The 18,892-nt window shown below is 67.8% G+C and carries 18 protein-coding genes and 1 pseudogene; 4 read left to right on the forward strand and 15 right to left on the reverse strand.

Translation table 11 applies throughout. The annotated features are described in order from the left end of the window. Positions 1-40: 40 nt before the first annotated feature. From QMZ16_RS00345 to QMZ16_RS00365, 5 genes and pseudogenes are all read right to left on the reverse strand, one after another. Entirely contained in the window at positions 41-1,039 is a 999-nt protein-coding gene (locus QMZ16_RS00345; protein ID WP_282601827.1) for an LLM class flavin-dependent oxidoreductase, read from the reverse strand. A 96-nt stretch (positions 1,040-1,135) separates the two neighbouring features. Next, positions 1,136-1,690 (reverse strand): GNAT family N-acetyltransferase, encoded by a 555-nt coding sequence (locus QMZ16_RS00350; protein ID WP_022707411.1) that lies wholly within the window; start codon positions 1,688-1,690, stop codon positions 1,136-1,138. Between the two features lie 153 nt (positions 1,691-1,843). Next, complete coding sequence (rpmA, locus tag QMZ16_RS00355) at positions 1,844-2,116, reverse strand: 50S ribosomal protein L27 (protein ID WP_282601664.1); 273 nt, start codon at positions 2,114-2,116, stop codon at positions 1,844-1,846. A gap of 45 nt (positions 2,117-2,161) precedes the next feature. Continuing rightward, a pseudogene (rplU, locus tag QMZ16_RS00360) lies at positions 2,162-2,494 on the reverse strand (50S ribosomal protein L21); the annotation flags it as partial. Positions 2,495-2,677: 183 nt separating this feature from the next. Beyond that, entirely contained in the window at positions 2,678-4,495 is a 1,818-nt protein-coding gene (locus tag QMZ16_RS00365; RefSeq protein WP_282601665.1) for an ATP-binding cassette domain-containing protein, read from the reverse strand. 117 nt (positions 4,496-4,612) lie between these two features. Here QMZ16_RS00365 and QMZ16_RS00370 point away from each other — a divergent pair, with 117 nt between their 5' ends. Beyond that, entirely contained in the window at positions 4,613-5,611 is a 999-nt protein-coding gene (locus QMZ16_RS00370) for a Fe(3+) ABC transporter substrate-binding protein (RefSeq protein WP_282601666.1), read from the forward strand. A gap of 100 nt (positions 5,612-5,711) precedes the next feature. After that, positions 5,712-6,647, forward strand: a complete 936-nt coding sequence (locus QMZ16_RS00375; protein ID WP_282601667.1) for a nucleoside hydrolase — start codon at positions 5,712-5,714, stop codon at positions 6,645-6,647. On the opposite strand, the gene QMZ16_RS00380 is transcribed toward QMZ16_RS00375, so the two are convergent. The 8 genes from QMZ16_RS00380 to pyrH form a co-directional block, all read right to left on the reverse strand. Next, positions 6,606-7,310: an OmpH family outer membrane protein gene (locus tag QMZ16_RS00380; protein WP_282601668.1), complete on the reverse strand. Its 705-nt coding sequence runs from the start codon at positions 7,308-7,310 to the stop codon at positions 6,606-6,608. The genes QMZ16_RS00375 and QMZ16_RS00380 overlap by 42 nt on opposite strands. Further along, positions 7,310-9,601, reverse strand: a complete 2,292-nt coding sequence (gene bamA, locus QMZ16_RS00385) for an outer membrane protein assembly factor BamA (RefSeq protein ID WP_282601669.1) — start codon at positions 9,599-9,601, stop codon at positions 7,310-7,312. Before bamA ends, QMZ16_RS00380 begins: the two co-directional genes overlap by 1 nt. A 103-nt stretch (positions 9,602-9,704) precedes the next feature. Further along, on the reverse strand, positions 9,705-11,027 hold the full coding sequence (rseP, locus tag QMZ16_RS00390; protein ID WP_282601670.1) for an RIP metalloprotease RseP: 1,323 nt from the start codon (positions 11,025-11,027) through the stop codon (positions 9,705-9,707). An 89-nt stretch (positions 11,028-11,116) separates the two neighbouring features. Beyond that, the gene (locus tag QMZ16_RS00395; protein ID WP_282601671.1) at positions 11,117-11,932 is read right to left on the reverse strand and encodes a phosphatidate cytidylyltransferase; all 816 of its coding nucleotides are present in this window, start codon (positions 11,930-11,932) and stop codon (positions 11,117-11,119) included. A gap of 20 nt (positions 11,933-11,952) precedes the next feature. Continuing rightward, entirely contained in the window at positions 11,953-12,690 is a 738-nt protein-coding gene (gene uppS, locus QMZ16_RS00400) for a polyprenyl diphosphate synthase (protein WP_022707422.1), read from the reverse strand. A gap of 7 nt (positions 12,691-12,697) precedes the next feature. Next, the gene (gene frr / locus QMZ16_RS00405; RefSeq protein ID WP_022707423.1) at positions 12,698-13,261 is read right to left on the reverse strand and encodes a ribosome recycling factor; all 564 of its coding nucleotides are present in this window, start codon (positions 13,259-13,261) and stop codon (positions 12,698-12,700) included. 93 nt (positions 13,262-13,354) lie between these two features. Further along, on the reverse strand, positions 13,355-14,143 hold the full coding sequence (locus QMZ16_RS00410; protein WP_022707424.1) for an ion transporter: 789 nt from the start codon (positions 14,141-14,143) through the stop codon (positions 13,355-13,357). Between the two features lie 7 nt (positions 14,144-14,150). Continuing rightward, on the reverse strand, positions 14,151-14,876 hold the full coding sequence (gene pyrH / locus QMZ16_RS00415; RefSeq protein WP_022707425.1) for a UMP kinase: 726 nt from the start codon (positions 14,874-14,876) through the stop codon (positions 14,151-14,153). 93 nt (positions 14,877-14,969) lie between these two features. Here pyrH and miaA point away from each other — a divergent pair, with 93 nt between their 5' ends. Both miaA and QMZ16_RS00425 read left to right on the forward strand, forming a co-directional pair. Then, positions 14,970-15,866: a tRNA (adenosine(37)-N6)-dimethylallyltransferase MiaA gene (miaA, locus tag QMZ16_RS00420; RefSeq protein ID WP_282601672.1), complete on the forward strand. Its 897-nt coding sequence runs from the start codon at positions 14,970-14,972 to the stop codon at positions 15,864-15,866. Between the two features lie 98 nt (positions 15,867-15,964). Further along, positions 15,965-16,987, forward strand: a complete 1,023-nt coding sequence (locus QMZ16_RS00425; RefSeq protein ID WP_282601673.1) for an AraC family transcriptional regulator — start codon at positions 15,965-15,967, stop codon at positions 16,985-16,987. Here the strand turns inward: QMZ16_RS00425 and QMZ16_RS00430 are convergent. Then, a complete protein-coding gene (locus QMZ16_RS00430) occupies positions 16,984-17,730 on the reverse strand; it encodes an RlmE family RNA methyltransferase (protein ID WP_282601674.1) in 747 nt (248 codons plus the stop codon). The genes QMZ16_RS00425 and QMZ16_RS00430 overlap by 4 nt on opposite strands. Further along, complete coding sequence (locus tag QMZ16_RS00435; RefSeq protein ID WP_022707429.1) at positions 17,730-18,851, reverse strand: Ppx/GppA phosphatase family protein; 1,122 nt, start codon at positions 18,849-18,851, stop codon at positions 17,730-17,732. The genes QMZ16_RS00430 and QMZ16_RS00435 overlap by 1 nt, the downstream gene beginning before the upstream one ends. Positions 18,852-18,892: the final 41 nt, after the last annotated feature.

An 18,892-nucleotide genomic window follows, 5' to 3' on the forward strand; every position in this document is an offset into this window, starting at 1 on the left:
AACGACGAAGGCCCCGGCATCGCGCCGGGGCCTTTTTTCGTCATGCCGCCTTGCTTGCAGGCATGTCCGACAGCACCTCGGACGCGATGCGGAAGCTGTGGAGCCGCGCCTGGTGGTCGTGGATCTGACCGGTCAGGATCAGCTCGTCCGGCCGGTATTCCGCGATGATGCGGCCCAGCTGGTCGCGGATGTCGTCGGCGGTGCCGCAGGCGGTCACGCGCAGCGACTGGTCCACGGCTCGACGCATGGGCGCGCCGATCGCCGCGTCGATATCGTCCACCGGAACCGGGAACTTGCCCGTCTGACCCGTGCGCAGCCGCGCGAAGGCCTGCTGCATGCTGGTGCGCAGGCGGGCGGCCTCGGTCGCGGTATCGGCGGCGAAGACGTTGACCGCGACCATCGCATGGGGCTTCTGCCAACGGGCCGAGGGGCGGAAATGGCTGCGATAGACATGCAGCGCCTGCTCCAGCGCGTCGGGCGCGAAATGGCTGGCGAAGGCATAGGGCAGCCCCAGATGCGCGGCGAGCTGCGCCCCGAAAAGGCTGCTGCCCAGGATCCAGACCGGCACCTCGGTCCCCTCGCCCGGCAGCGCGCGCACGGCGGCGCCCGGCTGCTTCGGCCCCAGATAGTCGATCAGTTCGACCACGTCCTGCGGGAAGCTGTCCGCCATCGGATCGCGGCGCAGGGCGCGGATCACGGACTGATCGCCCCCCGGCGCGCGGCCCAGCCCAAGATCGATCCGGTCGGGAAAGGCCGTGGCCAGCGTGCCGAACGCCTCGGCCACGGTCAGGGGCGCGTGGTTCGGCAGCATGATGCCGCCCGCACCGACGCGGATCCGCGACGTCTGCTGCGCGATCAGGCCGATCAGCACGGCGGTCGCGGCGCTGGCGATCCCCTCCATGTTGTGATGCTCGGCCAGCCAGTAACGGTGATAGCCCCAACCTTCGGCGTGCCGCGCGAGATCGAGGCTGTTCGCGATCGCGTCCCGCGCCTCGGACCCTTCGGGGACCGGCGCAAGATCGAGAAGCGAATATGGGATGTGCTGCGTCATCCACGCTATCTAGGCGGAATTGCGGACTCTGCAAGAAGGGGCCGGTCGCGGATGTGAAAAAGGGGCGCCCGGCGCCCCTTTCCCTCAGCCCATCTTGCGCAGATAGGTCCATGTCGGCACGCGCGCATTGCGTGCGACCGACCAGCTTTCGGCATCGCCCAGATAGGCGAACCCGCAATTGGTCAGCACCCGGGCCGAACCGGGATTGTCCTGGAACGCCTCGGCGAACAGGGTCCGCGCCTTGTGGGGGTTGGCCGCGACGATGGCCGCGACGGCCTCGGTCGCAAAGCCCGTGTTCCAGAAGCCCGCACCGATCCAGAAGCCAAGCTCGGACTGCTCGCCCTCCATCCGGGTCAGCGAGACGACGCCCAGCACCTCGGCCAGGTTGTTGGCGGAACCGTCGATGGCCCAGACATCCTCGTCGCGGTCGGTCGACAGGGCGCGCGCGACGAAGCTGTCGGCGCTGCCGGGCGGCAACGGATGCGGAATGGCGCGCGTCCCTTCGGCCACGCGGCGATCGCCGGTGTAATGCGCGATCAGGCCGGCATCGGACGGGCGCAGCGGGCGCAGCACGAAGCGATCGGTAGGGATCACCGGCTGCGTCAGGGCAGCGGCATCGACGGGCTTCAGGTCATCCAACCGCGAACCCTCCCTCATGGGTGCAGACATTACCATGTTTCCTCCCCCGGAAACTGGCGCCGGATCATCTCCGGGCAATACCTTGTTACGAAAACGGCTGGGGGGACCGGCTTTCGCCGATCCCCCCTCTAACATCGAAATGTTACGCCCGGGTTACTCGGCAGCTTCCTGCGCGGCAGGCATGACCGAAATATAGGTGCGACCCTTCAGGCCCTTGCGGAAGGACACGTGGCCGTCGGTCAGTGCGAACAGGGTGTGGTCCTTGCCCATACCGACGTTCTCGCCCGCCCACCACTTGGTGCCGCGCTGACGCACGATGATGTTGCCCGCGATGGCGGCCTGGCCACCGAACAGTTTCACGCCAAGACGGCGACCGGCAGAGTCGCGACCGTTGCGCGAGGAACCGCCTGCTTTCTTATGTGCCATGGGTAGTCCTCCTTAGGCTTCGACGGCCTGGGTGCGGCCACCGGTTGCGGCCTTGACGCCGGTCTTGTCGGCGCCGTTTTCCAGCACGTCCGTCACGCGCACCAGCGTCAGCTGCTGGCGGTGACCACGCGTGCGCTGCGAGCTGTGCTTGCGGCGACGCTTGACGTAGGTGATGACCTTATCGGCCTTGATCTGGTCGATCACTTCGGCCTGGACGCAAGCGCCCTCGACCAGCGGTGCGCCCAGGGTCGAGCCGACCATCAGAATCTCGTTGAACTGGATTTTCTCACCAGCCGTGGCGTTCAGCTTCTCAACGCGCAGGACGTCACCCGCCTGCACCTTGTATTGCTTGCCGCCAGTCTTCAGAACCGCGAACATCGCTTCTTCCTTCGTCAACCGCGTCCTTCGGCCCCGGCGAACCGGCATTGAGTGGGGATTCCCCGCCTTTGGACAGCGCATCCCCTTCGGGATGTCATTGAAAACATTAGACCGGCCAAGGCAGAAGCCCGGCCGGTCCGGCGCGTATCGCGCATTCGACTGCGAAAGTCAAGCAATCGCGGGTCAGCCCGCGGCCTTTTCCTCCAGCGTCAGCCATTCCTCCTCGGCGTCCGACAGGGCCTGCTGACGTTCGGCCAGGGCCTCGGTCGCCTTCTGGAACTTGGCGGGGGCCTTCTGGAACAGCTCGGGGTCGGCCAGGAACTCGGACAGCTTGGCCATCTCGGCCTCCAGCCGCTCGATGATCGCGGGCAGCGCCTCCAGCCGGTGCTTCTCGGAGAAGCTGAGCCCCGCCTGCGGCTTGGCCGCCTTGGGCTTCTCGGGGGTGGCGGCCGGTTTCGCGGGCTTGTCGGCGGGCTGGACGGCGGGCTCGGCCTCGGGGCGTTGGGCGCGGTAATCGCTCCAGCCGCCGGCATAGACGGTGGCGCGGCCATCGCCCTCCATCGCGACGGTCGTGTCCGCCACGCGGTCGATGAAATCGCGGTCGTGGCTGACCAGCAGCACCGTGCCGTCATATTCGCCCAGCAGGTCCTGCAGCAGGTCCAGCGTCTCGACGTCCAGGTCGTTCGTCGGTTCGTCCATCACCAGCAGGTTCGAGGGACGCGCCATCAGGCGGGCCAGCAGCAGGCGCGCCTTCTCGCCGCCCGACAGGCTGCGGACGGGGGCGCGGGCCTGCGCCTCGTCGAACAGGAAATCCTTGAGATAGGCCACGACATGCTTCGGCACGCCCCGCACCATCACCTGGTCGGACCGCCCCGAGACGCGCATCTCCGGGTCGCCCGTCAGCGCGTCCCACAGCGTCTGGTCGGGGTTCAGCGCCGAACGGGTCTGGTCGAAGATCGCGACCTCGAGATTGGTCCCGAGCGTGACCGAGCCCTCGTCCGGCGCGACCTCGCCCGTCAGCATCTTGATCAACGTGGTCTTGCCCGCGCCGTTCGGGCCCACGAAGGCGATGCGGTCGCCGCGGTTCACCAGCAGGTCGAAGGGGCGCAGGATCACCCGGTCGCCGAAGGTCTTGGCGATGCCGCGCACGTCGATGACCTTCTTGCCCGAGGTCGGACCGCTTTCCAGCGCCATCGCGGCGGCACCCTGTCGGCGGATCTGGGAACTGCGTTCGGCACGCAGCGCGGCAAGGGCGCGGACGCGGCCCTGGTTGCGCTTGCGGCGCGCGCTGATGCCTTCGACCGCCCAACGGGCCTCGGCCTTGATCTTGCGGTCCAGCTTGTGGCGGGCGTCGTCCTCGGCCGACCAGGTGGCCTCGCGCCAATCCTCGAAATGCTCGAACCCGCGTTCCTGGCGGCGGACCTCTCCGCGGTCGATCCACAGCGTTGCGCGCGTCAGGCGGCGCAGGAAGGCGCGGTCGTGGCTGATCAGGACATAGCCCGCGCGGGTCTGCGACAGGTGATCCTCCAGCCAGCCGATGGCCTCGATGTCCAGGTGGTTCGTCGGCTCGTCCAGCAGCATCAGCTCGGGCGCCTGCGCCAGCAGACGGGCCAGCGCGGCGCGGCGGCGTTCGCCCCCCGACGCGGTATCGATGGGACGGTTCGGGTCGAACTTCAGCCCCTCGGCGGCCATGTCCACGCGATAGGATTCCGCCTCGGGCAGGTCGGCGCGGGCGAATTCGCCAAGCGTCTCGAAGCCCGACAGGTCGGGGTCCTGCTCCATGTAGCCGGTCGAAACGCCGGCAGACAGCACCACCTCGCCCTTGTCGGGTTCGACAAGGCCGCCCATGACCTTCATCAGCGTGGATTTCCCCGACCCGTTGCGGCCCACCAGGGCCACCCGGTCGCCGGGCTGGACCGTCAGCGAAAGCCCGTCGAACACGGGGTTGCCGCCGAAGGTCAGCGATATGTCGTTCAATTGCAGAAGGGGTGCGCGTGCCATGATCGCGCCCTAGCCCCTGTCGCGGCGCGGGTCAATCTGTCGCGTGCGCGCGCGGTCGATATTGACAAGATCGGTCGGGATTGCGATGCCCCTGCCCGAATGCATCAGGAGGAACCCATGCGTCTGACCGCACTTGCACTGATCGCCGGCAGCGTCGCGCTGCCCGCCATGGCCGAGGAAGTGAACGTCTACAGCCACCGTCAGCCCGAGCTGATCCAGCCGCTGATCGACGCCTTCACCGCCGAGACCGGCATCGACGTGAACCTGGCCTATGTCGACAAGGGCATGGTCGAGCGCCTGCAGGCCGAGGGCGACCGTTCGCCCGCCGACCTGGTCCTGACCGTGGACGTGGCCCGCCTGGGCGAGCTGAAGGATGCAGGCGTCCTGCAGACCGTCGAGGACGAGGCCCTGGACGCCGTTCCCGCGACGCTCAGCGACGACGAGAACCAGTGGTTCGCCCTGACCACCCGCGCGCGCATCGTCTATGCCAGCAAGGACCGCGTGGCCGATGGCGACGTGACCACCTACGAGGACCTGGCCGATCCGAAATGGAAGGGCCGCATCTGCACGCGCACCTTCACCCACGACTACAACGTCGCGCTGACCGCCGCCTTCCTGGCCCATCACGGAGAGGCCGAGACCCGCGAATGGCTGAACGGCATCAAGGCCAACCTGGCCCGTCCGCCCGAAGGCGGCGACCGCGACCAGGTCAAGGCGATCTGGGCCGGCCAGTGCGACATCAGCCTGGGCAACACCTACTACATGGGTGCGATGCTGAAGGATGACGAGCAGAAGGAATGGGCCGACAGCGTGCGCATCGTCTTCCCCACCTTCGAGGATGGCGGCACGCATGTGAACGTGTCGGGCGTGGCGATGACCAAGGCATCGCCCAACCGCGAGGCCGCGCAGAAGCTGATGGACTTCCTGGTCGGCGACGAGGCCCAGTCGATCTATGCCGAGACCAACAACGAGTTCCCGGTGGTCGAGGGCGTCCCGGCGTCCGAGCTGGTCGCAAGCTGGGGCGAGTTCACCGCCGACGAGCTGCCCCTGGCCGAGATCTCGGACCTGCGTCCCAAGGCGCTGGACCTGATCGAGGAAGTGAACTTCGACGGCTGATCCGGGCCTGACGGACGAAATCGGGGGGCGCGGCCGCAAGGGCTTGCGCCCCCTTTTCATGCCGCGCAAGACTTCGCCCCGAAGAACAACGGGGGGCGGCATGCCACAGAAGATCATCATCGACACCGATCCGGGACAGGACGACGCCGTGGCCATCCTGACGGCCCTCGCCTCGCCCGAATTGCAGGTGCTGGGCATCACCGCCGTCGCGGGCAACGTGCCCCTGGCGCTGACGCAGGTGAACGCCCGCAAGGTGGTCGAGCTGTCGGGCGTGGATGTCCCCGTCTACGCGGGATGCGACAGGCCGCTGGCCCGCCCCCTGGTCACGGCGGAACATGTGCACGGCAAGACCGGCCTCGACGGGACCGACCTGCCCGAGCCTTCGGTCCCCCTGCAGGACGGGCACGCGGTCGATTTCATCATCCGCACGCTGCGCGATCATGATGCGGGCAGCGTCACTCTGGTTCCCGTGGGGCCGCTGACCAATATCGCCGAGGCGTTCCGCCGCGCCCCCGACATCGTCGCCCGCGTCCAGCAGATCGTGCTGATGGGCGGCGCCTATTTCGAGGTGGGCAACATCACCCCCGCCGCCGAGTTCAACATCTTCGTCGATCCCGAGGCCGCGGCCGAGGTATTTGCCTCGGGCATGCCGCTGGTCGTGCTGCCGCTGGACGTGACACACAAGGCGCTGACCAGCGCGGACTGGATCGCGGGCCTGCGCGCGATGCCGAACCGCACGGGGCCCGCCGTCGCCGGCTGGACGGATTTCTTCGAACGCTTCGACACCGAGAAATACGGAAGCAGCGGCGCGCCCCTGCACGACCCCTGCACCATCGCCTGGCTGCTGCAGCCCGACCTGTTCCAGGGCCGCCGCATCAATGTGGAAATCGAGACCGAGGGTCGCCTGACCACGGGCATGACCGTGGCCGACTGGTGGGGCGTGACCGACCGGCCCGCCAATGCGCTGTTCCTGAAGGATGTGGATCGCGACGGGCTATTCGCCCTGCTGACCGAGCGGCTCGGTCGCCTGCCCTGAGCGGTCCAGATCGGGCAGCGGGACGGTGCCTTCGCCATCGCCCAGCTGCTCGTCCAGGACCTCGATCAGGTCCTCGGTGACGTCGATCGCATCCAGCGACACGAAGACCGTCCGGCGGTCCAACACCGCGACCGCGCCCCGGTCCTGCATCGCCTGCCCCATCGCGGGCAGCGCCGCGCGGAAGAAGGCCACGCGGTCCTCTTCGGCCCAGCTGTTCAGGTCCTGGACGACCTGCGCCCGGGCGCGGCGGATCTCGGTCGCGCGGATGTCGAAATTCTCGGCCAGGCGGCGAAACTCGGCCGGGGGAAGCTCGACGCGGCGCTGCGTCAGGTCGGATTCCTCGGTCGACAGCTGCTCGGTCAGGCGCTCGTTCTCGGCGGCGATCTTGTCGCCCTCGACCTCGAGGACGCGTTGCGTGCGGCGTCCCCATTCCGATTGCAGATACAGGCTGTCCTGATCCAGCGTCAGGATGGGCGCCATGATCGGCACCGATCCGTCATCCGCCGCGATGGTGCTGTTGGGCAGCGTGGCTTCGGGCTGGTCCTGGCGCAGGGCCTCAACCCCCGGGATCTGCTGGCCAAGCGGTTCGGCCTGCTGCGCCATCGCCGTGGCCGGGACGATGCCCAGCCACGCCGCCATCCCTGCCCGAAGCAATCCCTTCATCAGAAGTTGGTCTGGATCGTCAGGTCGAAGTTCTGAACCTCGTCATAGTCTTCCTTGCGCACGGCGTGCGAGAAGTTGAATCGCAGCGGCCCGATGGGCGTGGTCCAGAAGATCGAGGCACCGACCGCGGCGCGGACATACATGTCGTCGTCGATCTCGACGCCATAGGTGTTGTCCAGACCCCAGAGAGAGCCGACATCGGCGAACAGGCCGCCCTTGATGCCGTATTCCTCGGGCAGGCCGATGGGGAACTGCGCCTCGGCGCGGGCGGCCCAGAAGTAGTTGCCGCCAAGCGAATCCTGGTCTTCCGAGGTTAGGTCGCGCGGGCCGTAGCCGCCGGATTCGAAGCCGCGCACGCGGCCGCTGGTGCCGAAGCGGTCGATGACCCAGGTGTCGTAATCGTCATAGCCGATGACGGCCCCGGCCTCGACCTCGGCGCGCAGGGTCACGTCGTCGCGCCATGCGGTCGATTCCACGCCCGCCAGCACCGATGTCTCGACCGTCTTGGTGTCGCCGCCCAGCCCCGCGACATCCTGCGAGAAGCGCAGGCGCCAGGCGTTCAGCGGATCGAGGCCCGTGCGGCGCGAATCCCAGCTGTAGGTATAGCCGAGGGCCGAGCTGAGGCGCGTGCCCTCCTCCTCTTGCAGGACGAGCGAGTTGGCGCCGTCCACGTCGTCCAGCTTGTTCTCGGCGATGCGGTAGCGCACTTCCAGGCGCCCATTGTCCGAGACGGGGAATTCCAGCGACGGTTTGATCGAGACGCTGCGCGTGTTGTAGTCGCTGTCGTCATCGTCCGAGGCGGTATAGTTCAGGTTGATCCCCGCCTTCAGGTCGCGCCCCAGGAAGAAGGGCTCGATGAAGGTGAAGTTCCCCTCGCGGTCGTCCGAGTCGGTCGAGATGGTCAGCCCGACCGTCTGCCCGCGCCCGAGGAAGTTCTGTTCCGACAGCGATGCCGTCAGGCCGACGCCGCTGCTGACACCATAGGACGCGCCGAAGGACAGCGAGCCGGTCGGCTGTTCCTCGACATTGACGCCGACGATGACCTGGCTGGGGTCCGACCCCTCGCGCGTGTTCACCTGCGCATCCGCGAAATAGCCCAAGGCGCGGATGCGCTCGGCCGAGTTGCGGATCTCGCGGGCGTTGAAGGGATCGCCCTCGACGGTGGTGAACTGGCGACGGATCACCTCGTCCAGCGTCGTCGTGTTGCCCTCGATGTCGATACGCTCGACGAAGACGCGCTGGCCGCGGGTCAGGGCGAAGGTCAGGTCCAGGAGGCCCGTCTGCGGGTTGCGGCTGATGCGCGGCTCGATATTGACGAAATTCATCTGCTGCTGGATGGCGATGGTCTCCATCCGGCGGATCGACACGTCGATGACCGAGGGGTTGTAGACCTCGCCGCGCTTCACGCGGCTCTGCTCGGCGAAGGCCGAGGCGTCCACGCCCGGAATTTCCGAGATGGTCGTCACGTTGCCGAAGCGGTAACGCGGACCCTCCTGGATATTGAAGGTGATGAAGAAGGCGTCGCGTTCGCGCGCGATCTCGGATGCCACGCCCTGCACCTTGAAATCGGCATAGCCGCGAGAGCGGTAGAAATCGGTCAGCAGCTGTTCGTCCAGCTGGATGCGTTCGGGCGCGAACGTGTCGCGGCGGATGAAGGTCCGCAGCAGGCCCGCCTGCTTGGTTTCCAGCACGTTGCGCAGGCGACGGTCCGAGAATGCGCGGTTGCCGGTGAAGCTGAGTCGCTCGATCTCGGTGACGTCGCCTTCCTTGATCTCGAAGACCAGGTCGACATTGTTGTTGCCGCGGCGGATGATCTTGGGATCGACGCGGGCCGACAGGCGCCCCTCCGAGGCATAGACCTCGGCGATGGTGCGTGCATCCGCGATGGCCTGGCTGGGCTGGTAGACGCGGCGCGACTGGCTTTTGACGATCTCGGCCAGACGCTCGTCGTTGATGCGGCGGTTGCCCTCGAAGTTGATGCGGTTGACGATGGGGTATTCGCTGACGCGCACGACCAGCGTGCCGCCCTGCGGGACCAGTTCGACGGTCTCGAACAGGCCGGAATTCTGCAGCCGCTGAAGGCCCGCGTTGATGTCGCCCGCCCCCACGTCACGGCCGCGCGGCAGATCCAGATAGGACAGGACGGCGCCGGTCTCGATCTGGTTGTTCCCCTCGACGCGGATATCGTTGAAGACGACAGCGCGGGCCGGCGTGGGCATCAGCCCCGCAGGCACAGTCATCGCCAGGGCCGCCATCAGCGCGACCGCGCCCTTGCCCAGTTTCCGTTCCATCCCAGCCCCTCTTCGCTTCAGCCTGCATCGGCCCCTGCGGGGCCTGTTCTTTTGCCCATTTCTGTATCCCCAAGCGGGTGCGCCTGTCAAAAGCGCATCGCCGTCAGGGGCACAAAAGATCGTTGGTGAGCCCGAAAACCATCAGCGTCAGCACGATCGCCATGCCCGCGGCGGTCAGCACGTTCAGGATGCGATCCGAGGGCGGACGACCGGCCACGGCCTCGTAGGCATAGAACATCAGGTGCCCCCCATCCAGGACGGGGATAGGCAGCAGGTTAAGGAAGCCGATGGCCGCCGACAGGACCGCGATCCACCACAGGAAGTTCGCGCCGCCCGCGCTGGCGGCCTGACCCGTGCTCTCGGCGATGCTGATCGCCCCGCCCAGGTTGCAGGTGCCGATCTGGCCGGTGACCATCGCCCACATCCCCAGCAGCGACGAGGTGATGATCCCCCAGGTCTGCACCGCGCCGATGCGCAGCGCCTCGAACGGACCGGCGCGGCGGGTCTCGGCGGTGAAGAAGCTCTCGCCGCCGGTCACGCCGATCAGCCAGCGCTGCTCGAAGCCGCCGCCCTCGGCGGGCAGGTCGGACAGGCGCGGCGTCAGGGTCAGGTCCAGTCCGCCCTGCCCCTCGCGCCAGACGGTCAGATCGACCGATCCGCCCTGCGCACCCTCGACCGCCTGGCGCAGCTGGTCGAAGCGGGTCACGGGTTCGCCCGCGATGGCGGTGACGACATCGCCGCCCCGCAACCCGGCATCGGCGGCGGCGCTGCGCGGGGCCACGCCGGTGATGCGGGCGGGCATCGGGTCCGGCCCCGCGACGGTGATGCGGCTGCCGTCGCGTTCGACCGTCCAGTCCTGCGTCGCGGCCAGCGGCAGCGCGTCGGACGCGCGGCCCAGATCGCCCCAGCTCTCGACCGGGATGTCGCCGACGGCCAGGATGCGGTCGCCCGGTTGCAGATCGTTCACGACCGAGGGCGGTGCGGCGGCGATGGTGCCCACGCGTGGCTCGGGTTGCGGCAGGCCCTGCACGATGGCGAAGCCACCGAAGATCAGGATCGACAGGATGAAGTTGAAGACCGGCCCGGCCAGCAGCGTCGCAAAGCGCGCCCAAAGCGGTGCGCCATGCAGCGTGCGCCGCCGCACGGCCGGATCGACCGCCTGTCCCGTGCCCGCGCTGGCCGCGTTCGCATCGCCAAGGAACCGCACATATCCGCCAAGCGGCAGCGCCGCCACCTGCCAGACCGTCCCCCGCCTGTCGCGCCGAGAGATCAGCCGCGGCCCGAACCCGACCGAGAACACCTCGGCGCGGATGCCGGACCAGCGTCCGACGATGTAATGGCCGTATTCGTGCACGGTGACGATGACCGCCAATGCTGTCACGAAGGCGGCGAGGGTCCAGACGGTTTCCAGGATCGGGGCGATCATGCGCGGGCCTCCTGCCTTGCGGGGCGGTCCCATTGCAGGACGTTGTGTTCGTATTGTCGGGCTTCGGTCGCGGGCGCGGATGGCATCGATCAGTTCACCACGGGCAGGCTGGTCATGAACCCGATCAGCATGGTCGCGATGACCGCGCCTGTCACTGCGTCGAAACGATCCATGAAGCCGCCATGGCCGGGGATCAGGTTGGAACTGTCCTTGACCCCCGCGCGGCGCTTCAGCCAGCTTTCGGCGATGTCACCCATCTGGCCCGCGAAGCAGACGATGGGCGACACCCAGATCAGCGTCGCATCGCCCTGTCCGGCCAGCCACAGCAGCGCGCCGAAGATGCAGGACCCGACCCAGCCCGCGACGGTCCCGGACCAGGTCTTCTTGGGGCTGAGGCTGGGCCAGAATTTCGGCCCGCCGATGACGCGGCCCACGAAATACCCCGCAGTGTCCGAGATGATGATGACGCCCATCAGCCACAGCACGAAGTTCAGGCCGAAGCTCTCGCGGAAACCGACAAGGCCATAGGCCACCAGCAGGATCGCGACGCCGAAGATGGCATAGGTGCCCCGGTCGCGCCGCGCCGCCCCGGGCAGGCCGATCAGGATCGGCACGGCCAGCGCCATCCAGGCCAGCGGATGGAACGAGGTCAGCGCGACCGCCTGCGACACGCCCGCGATGGCGGCCAGCGCGACGGGGCGGCTGCGCCCGAACAGCGTGACGTGCCGGGCCGGATGGCGCCAGCCGGTCATCGCCGCCAGTTCCCAGAAGGTGATGGCCGAGATGACGGCCATGCCCAGCCGCAGCCACAGGCCCGTGGACACCGCCAGCATGACGCCGATCCCCAGAAGAACCAGCGTCGAGGCGATGCGCCGGGACAGGTCGGCCCATTTGCCGCCGGGCATCCGCGTCCCCTTCGCCGGCGTCATGCGCCCCCGAAGCGGCGGTCGCGCATTCCGTAATTCCCGAGGATGTCGGACAGGTGCTGCGGCGTGAAATCGGGCCACAGGGTCGGCGTGAATTCATATTCCGAATAGGCGGCCTGCCAGGGCAGGAAGTTCGAGGTCCGCGTCTCGCCCGAGGTGCGGATCACCAGGTCCGGATCGGGATGTCCGGCGGTATCCATGCAATCGGCCAGATCGGCCTCGGTCGGGGTCTCGATCTCTCCGGCGGCGATCTTGCGCGCAAGGCGGGTCGAGGCGCGCGTCAGCTCGTCCCGGCCGCCATAGTTGATCGCGACCGTCAGGTTCAGGCGCGTGTTGCCCGCCGTCCGCGCCTCGATCGAGGCCATCAGGTCCTGCAGCTTGCGGTCCAGCCGCTCGCGCCCGCCGATGAAGCGCATGCGCACGCCCTCGGAGGCCATGCCGACGGCCTCGCGCTCGATATAGCGGCGGAAGATCTTCATCAGGCCCAGGACCTCTTCGGTCGAGCGCTTCCAGTTCTCGGTCGAGAAGGCATAGATCGTGAGCCAGTCCACGCCCAACTCGGGGCAGGCGCGGACGATCTGCTTCACGCGCTCGGCGCCGCGACGATGGCCGACCAGGCGCGGCCAGCCGCGTTCGGTCGCCCAACGGCCGTTGCCGTCCATGATGATGGCGACATGACGGGGGCGCGCTGCACCCCCATCCGAAATCGCGGTCGCTGCCGAGAAGCCAGGGATCATGATCGCATCACACCTGCATGATTTCGGCCTGCTTGGCCTCGAGCGCCTGATCCACGTTGCCGATCGACTTGTCGGTCAGCTCCTGCACGGCGGTTTCCCAGAACTTCTGGTCGTCCTCGGGCATGCCGTTGGCCTTGCCCTTCTTGATCTGGTCCATCCCGTCGCGGCGGACGTTGCGGATCGCGACGCGGGCATGTTCCGCGTATTGCGCGGCGACCTTGGTCAGCTCGCGGCGGCGTTCCTCGTTCAGCTCGGGGATGGGCAGCATGATGATGGTGCCGTTGGTCTGCGGGTTGATGCCCAGCCCGCTTTCGCGGATGGCCTTCTCGACCTTGCCGACCATGCCCTTGTCCCAGACGTTGATCGTGACCATGCGCGGTTCGGGCACGTTCACGGTGCCGACCTGGTTGATCGGGGTCATCTGGCCGTAAGCCTCGACCTGGACGGGTTCGACCATGGATGCCGACGCGCGGCCCGTCCGCAGCGACGCGAACTCGGCCCGCAGGCTGTCCATGGCGCCCTTCATGCGCCGTTCCAGATCGTCCAGATCGATTTCGATGTCCTCAGCCATTTGGACTGCCTCTGTTTTAATTTCGTTTGCTTGTAACCGTATTGGGCAGGCTTGGCAAAGCCTTTGCCCGAAATCCGGGCGGTATGGGCGGGTTCAGACCCGCCCCCTGCCGCCGCTTTCGTCCAGCTGCTTCTCGATCGCGCGCAGGCGCATCAGCACCTCGTCGCGATAGGCGTCGGTGGCGGCGCTTTCCTCGGCCTGGTGGGCATCCTGCATCGAGTTCACGATCAGACCGACGACGAGGTTCATCACCGCGAATGTCGTGATCAGGATGAAGGGCACGAAGAACAGCCATGCCAGCGGATATTCCTGCATGACGGGGCGCACGATCCCCATCGACCAGCTTTCCAGCGTCATCACCTGGAACAGCGAATAGGCCGACTTGCCAAGCGAGCCGAACCAATCCGGGAAGCCCGCCCCGAACAGCTTCGTCGCCATGACCGAGAAGATGTAGAAGATCACGCCCATCAGCAGGAAGACCGAGGCCATGCCCGGCATCGCGGCGAACAGCCCCTCGACCACGCGGCGCAGGCGCGGGGTGACCGACACCAGCCGCAGAAGCCGCAGGATGCGCAGCGCGCGCAGCACCGACAGGCCCTGCCCCGCCGGCATCAGCGCGATGGCCACGACGCTGAAATCGAAGACGTTCCAGCCGTCGCGGAAGAAGCGCGGGCCGCGCGCGATCAGCTTGGCCGCGATCTCGGCCACGAAGACGGCAAGGCAGGCCGCGTCCAGCAGCAGGATCAGCGGACCCGCGACCGCCATGACGCGGCCCGAGGTCTCGAGCCCCAGCAGGACGGCGTTGAACAGGATGACCCCGGTGATCACCCCCTGGGCCCGACGCCCGTGGACAAGGGCGTCGAGGCGCGCGCGCAGGCTCATCGCGACCTCAGACGTGGACGCGGGTATAGGTGCCGCTGCCCGCCAGGATCGAGCGGAAGCCGCCCGGCGCATCCAGCGAGAAGACGATGATCGGCAGCTTGTTGTCGCGTGCCAGCGCGATCGCCGATGCATCCATCACGCCCAGGTGCTTCTGCAGCACCTCGTCATAGCTGACATCGCCGTAACGCTTGGCATCGGCATGCTTGACCGGGTCCTTGTCATAGACGCCATCGACCTTGGTGCCCTTGAAGATCGCCTCGCAGTTCATTTCCGACGCGCGCAGGGTCGCCGCGGTGTCGGTGGTGAAATACGGGTTGCCCGTGCCTGCCGCGAAGATGACGATGCGCTTCTTCTCCAGGTGGCGGATGGCGCGGCGGCGGATATAGGGCTCGCAGACCTCGTCCATGCGGATCGCGCTGATGACGCGGCAATGGTGCCCGAGCGCCTCGAGCGCGGATTGCATCGCCAGCGCGTTCATCACCGTCGCCAGCATCCCCATGTAGTCCGCGGTCGTCCGCTCCATCCCCTGGGCGCTGCCCTGCAGGCCGCGGAAGATGTTGCCGCCGCCGATCACCATGCAGACCTCGACGCCCATCTTGGCGACGCTGTCGACCTCGTTCGCGATTCGCGCGACGGTGGGCGGGTTCAGGCCGAAGCCCTGGTCGCCCATCAGCGCCTCGCCCGAAATCTTGAGCATCACGCGGCCATATTGCTTGGGGGTCTCGCTGGTCATCTGGGGCTCCTTGAGGCCGGCCTGATGCCGGTCGCTTTCATCGCGGCGTTAAATGTCGCAAAAGGCCCGCAGGATCAACTGTCCGGAAGGCCCATGCGCATCCCTGACCTGACACATATCGACGCCTCGCGCCACCTGCTGATTGCGGGACCGACCGCCAGCGGCAAATCCGCACTGGCGCTGGCGGTCGCGCAGGCACAGGGGGGACTGGTGGTGAATGCCGACGCGTTGCAGGTCTGGTCCTGCTGGCGCGTGCTGACGGCCCGCCCCTCGGCAATGGACGAGGCGCTCGCGCCGCACGCCCTTTACGGGCACGTCACGCCGGGGCGGTCCTATTCGGTGGGCGACTGGCTGCGAGAGGTGGGCGATCTGCTGGGGCAGCGGCTGATCGTCGTGGGCGGCACGGGGCTGTACCTGACGGCGCTGACGCGGGGGCTGGCGGAAATTCCCGCGACCCCGGACCATGTGCGGCGGCAGGCCGATGCGCGGATCGCCGCGGGCGAGCTGCCCGCCATGATCGCCGAGCTGGACGCCCCCACCCGCGCCGCGATCGACCTGAAGAACCCCGTCCGCGTCCAGCGCGCATGGGAGGTGCTGACCACGACCGGGCGCAGCATCCGCGACTGGCAGGACGCCACGCCGCCCCCGCTGATCGCCCCGCAGGACTGCCAGCGCATCCAGATCGTGTCGGATCGCGACTGGCTGGCCGACCGCATCGCGGCCCGCTTCCACCTGATGCTGGAGCAGGGCGCGCTGGACGAGGTTCGCGCGAATCTGCCCATCTGGGACCCCGCCGCCCAATGGGCCAAGGCCATCGGCGCGCCCGAACTGGTCGATCACCTGCAGGGGCACGCCAGCCTTTCGGATGCGGTACAATCCGCGATTGTCGCGTCCCGCCAATATGCCAAGGGTCAGCGCGCCTGGTTCCGGGGGCGCATGAAGGACTGGGATATGTGGCAGGCAGGCCACGGCGGTCTGCACAGGGCGTGATTCGTCGGAAACCGAAGCCATGATTGTTGAGTTTCGTCGGGGATGGGCGATAATCCGCCTATGTCCTTTCGAAACGCAAGTCTTGGTGGAAGCGACGCATGTCTGTCTGGGATCGCACGGAATGGCAGGGAGGTTTCCCGTTCTCGCCCTCGCGACTGAGATCGCAGGGCAGCGGGCTGTCGCAGGTCACGGAACCCGCCATCCTCGATGACGGCGCACCGCAGGATCGCAGCCCGCAGCCTTGGGAATCCGCACGCCGCCCCGGCGCGATCGCTATCCCCGAGGCGCTGGCGATCCGCGCGACGCCCGCGGCGCGCCGCTTCGCCCCGCGCCGCGCAGGGCTTCGTCTGGTGCCGCTCGGGGCGTTCGCATGGGGAAGCCGCGAGACGCCCGCCCACCCGCGGACCCGGCCCGAGCATGTGCTTCTCAGCGTGACGGCTGGCGCGATGCGGATCGACTTTCCCAGGGATCACCTGATCCTGGAGCCGGGCGGCCTGTGCTTCATTCCCGCAGGCACCGCCTTTGCCGCGCGACCGCGCCGGGATGCCGACGGCCGGGCGCTGCTGGTGTCGCCGGAGATGTGCGCCGAGATGGACCCGGCCTTCCCCGACCGGACCCTGTCGGGCTGGCTGGATCACGGGGCCGAGGCCTTGGGCGTCGCGCTGCAGGACATGGCCGAGGATGCGCAGGGCAGCCCCGACCGCAAGACGCTGACCTGTCACCTGAACCTGCTGGCCGTGCGGCTGTCGCGCATGGACACCACGCGGACGCGGCCCGATACGGTCGCGCCGGTCGCGGCGGACCGCCCGCTGGTCGACCGCTTCCTGTCCGTCGCCGCCGCCGATCTGGGGGCCTGCCGCACGCTGGCCGAGATCGCGCAGGATCTGGGCAGCACGCTGACGCAGCTGGATCGCGCCTGCCAGGAGGCGCGCGGCCGCCGTGCCATCGACCTGATCAACGAATTGCGGCTGGAACGCGCGGCCGAGATGCTGCGCCACACGGATCGCGCGCCTGCGCGGATCGCGACGGATCTGGGCTATGCCACCCAGACCCACATGACCCGCGCCTTCGTGGCGGCCACGGGGCGCACCCCCGAGACCTATCGCACGCAGATGCGTTAATCTTCGGGGGTTTCCTCGGGGCGGCCCTTGAAGCCAAGGGCGACCACGAATTTCTCGGATGAATCGCTGCGGCTTGCGGGAGGCTTCACGTTGGCGACCTTCTCGAAGTTGCGCTTCAGAAGGGCCTGCATCTCGGTCTCGGCGCCGCCTGCCAGGACCTTGGCGACGAAGGTGCCGCCCGGCTCGAGCACGTCGAAGGCCAGCTGCGCCGCAGCCTCGACCAGCGCAACGATGCGCAGGTGGTCGGTGCCCTTGTGCCCCGAGGATGCGGCAGCCATGTCCGACATGACGACATCTGCAGGTCCGCCCAGCCATTCCTTGACCAGGTCGTCGGCCCCATCGGACAGGAAGTCCAGCTGATGGATCTCGGCCCCCGCGATCGGATCGACCTCTTGCAGGTCCAACCCGAGGACGCGGCCGATCTTCTTGCCCGACTTCTCGCCCAGGGCATTCGTGCGGGCCACGGCGACCTGGCACCAGCCGCCGGGGGCGCAGCCCAGATCGACGACGCGCGCGCCGGGCACGAGGAAGCGATACTTCTCGTCCAGTTCCAGGATCTTGTAGGCCGCGCGTCCGCGATAGCCTTCACGCTTGGCGCGCTGCACATAGGGGTCGTTCAGCTGCCGTTCCAGCCACAGCTTGCTGGACAGCTTGCGCCCCTTGGCGGTCTTCACCCGCACGCGCAGGTCGCGCTGCCCGCGTCCGCTGGTCTTGCCTTCCCGGCTGCCAGGTGCCTTCGTCATCATGCCACTCCGTTCAGTCCTTCGGGCCTCAGAACCCCATCGCGCACCATCTGGGCATAAAGCAACCCCTCTCGGAGGCCGCGATCGGCCACGGACAGCCGATTCGTGGGCCAGACCCGCATCAGCGTCTGAAGGATCGCGGCGCCCGACATGATCAGCGCATGGCGTTCGCGCCCAATGCGCGGGTCCGTGCGCCGCCCGTCAGGCCCCAGCACGAGATAGCTGTGGATCACCCGGTCGATCTGGTCGCTCGTCATCTCCAGCCCGTCGACCTTGGTCCGGTCATAGCGGCGCAGCCCGAGGAAGCTGGCCGCCACCGTCGTCACCGTCCCCGAGGTGCCGATGATCTGGAACCCCTCGTCCGGCGCACCGTCGGCATAGGGCGCGAAATTGGCCAGCGCCTCCTCGAAGAACCAGCTCATGAGGGCGAAGCGGCCCTGGTCGTCCTCGACATCGGCGAACTGGTCGCGCAGGGTCGCGACCCCCAGGGGCACGCTGATCCAGTCGACGACGCGCGCCCCGCCCGGCTGCGGATTGCCGAACCCCTCGGACAGGCGCATGATCGCGCGCGGCCGTTCCTTCGGCTCGACATCCTCGAGGTCGATCCAGACCAGTTCCGTGGACCCGCCGCCGATATCGACGACCATCAGCGTCTCGGTCTTGTGGCTGACCAGCGGCGCGCAGGAGATGACGGCAAGGCGCGCCTCTTCCTCGGCGCCGATCACCTCGATCGGCAGGCCGGTTTCCCTGCGGATGGTCCGAAGGAAGTCGCGGCTGTTCTTCGCGCGCCGACAGGCTTCTGTCGCGACCAGCCTCATGCTGCGCACGCGGTGCTGATCCAGCTTGCGCCGGCAGACCTGCAATGCGTGGACCGTGCGCGCCATCGAGCTGCGGGACAGGCGCCCCGAAGCTTCCAGCCCCTGCCCAAGCTGAACCGGCTTGGAGAAGCTGTCGATGACCTGGAACTGACTGCCCGTAGGACGGGCGATCAGCATCCGGCACGAATTTGTTCCCAGATCCAGGGCAGCATAAAGCCCCCCCGTCTCGGGTTGTCGGGTGCCCGACGGCTCGACCGATTTTCTCGGGATCGCGTCCGCACCCGCAGGACGCTTGGGCGCCATGACACACGCCCTCCGATGACAAGTTATCCCCAGACTAGTCG

Origin of the sequence: Paracoccus sp. PARArs4 (assembly GCF_947311865.1) — a bacterium.
GTDB classification, from domain to species: Bacteria; Pseudomonadota; Alphaproteobacteria; order Rhodobacterales; family Rhodobacteraceae; genus Paracoccus; species Paracoccus zeaxanthinifaciens.

Excerpts from the sequence above, each read along its gene's own strand:
- rpmA (WP_282601664.1), bottom strand. The coding sequence starts at position 2,116 with ATGGCACATAAGAAAGCAGGCGGTTCCTCGCGCAACGGTCGCGACTCT.
- QMZ16_RS00365 (WP_282601665.1), bottom strand. The coding sequence starts at position 4,495 with ATGGCACGCGCACCCCTTCTGCAATTGAACGACATATCGCTGACCTTC.
- QMZ16_RS00370 (WP_282601666.1), top strand. The coding sequence starts at position 4,613 with ATGCGTCTGACCGCACTTGCACTGATCGCCGGCAGCGTCGCGCTGCCC.
- QMZ16_RS00375 (WP_282601667.1), top strand. The coding sequence starts at position 5,712 with ATGCCACAGAAGATCATCATCGACACCGATCCGGGACAGGACGACGCC.
- QMZ16_RS00380 (WP_282601668.1), bottom strand. The coding sequence starts at position 7,310 with ATGAAGGGATTGCTTCGGGCAGGGATGGCGGCGTGGCTGGGCATCGTC.
- bamA (WP_282601669.1), bottom strand. The coding sequence starts at position 9,601 with ATGGAACGGAAACTGGGCAAGGGCGCGGTCGCGCTGATGGCGGCCCTG.
- rseP (WP_282601670.1), bottom strand. The coding sequence starts at position 11,027 with ATGATCGCCCCGATCCTGGAAACCGTCTGGACCCTCGCCGCCTTCGTG.
- QMZ16_RS00395 (WP_282601671.1), bottom strand. The coding sequence starts at position 11,932 with ATGCCCGGCGGCAAATGGGCCGACCTGTCCCGGCGCATCGCCTCGACG.
- uppS (WP_022707422.1), bottom strand. The coding sequence starts at position 12,690 with ATGATCCCTGGCTTCTCGGCAGCGACCGCGATTTCGGATGGGGGTGCA.
- frr (WP_022707423.1), bottom strand. The coding sequence starts at position 13,261 with ATGGCTGAGGACATCGAAATCGATCTGGACGATCTGGAACGGCGCATG.
- QMZ16_RS00410 (WP_022707424.1), bottom strand. The coding sequence starts at position 14,143 with ATGAGCCTGCGCGCGCGCCTCGACGCCCTTGTCCACGGGCGTCGGGCC.
- pyrH (WP_022707425.1), bottom strand. The coding sequence starts at position 14,876 with ATGACCAGCGAGACCCCCAAGCAATATGGCCGCGTGATGCTCAAGATT.
- miaA (WP_282601672.1), top strand. The coding sequence starts at position 14,970 with ATGCGCATCCCTGACCTGACACATATCGACGCCTCGCGCCACCTGCTG.
- QMZ16_RS00425 (WP_282601673.1), top strand. The coding sequence starts at position 15,965 with ATGTCTGTCTGGGATCGCACGGAATGGCAGGGAGGTTTCCCGTTCTCG.
- QMZ16_RS00430 (WP_282601674.1), bottom strand. The coding sequence starts at position 17,730 with ATGACGAAGGCACCTGGCAGCCGGGAAGGCAAGACCAGCGGACGCGGG.
- QMZ16_RS00435 (WP_022707429.1), bottom strand. The coding sequence starts at position 18,851 with ATGGCGCCCAAGCGTCCTGCGGGTGCGGACGCGATCCCGAGAAAATCG.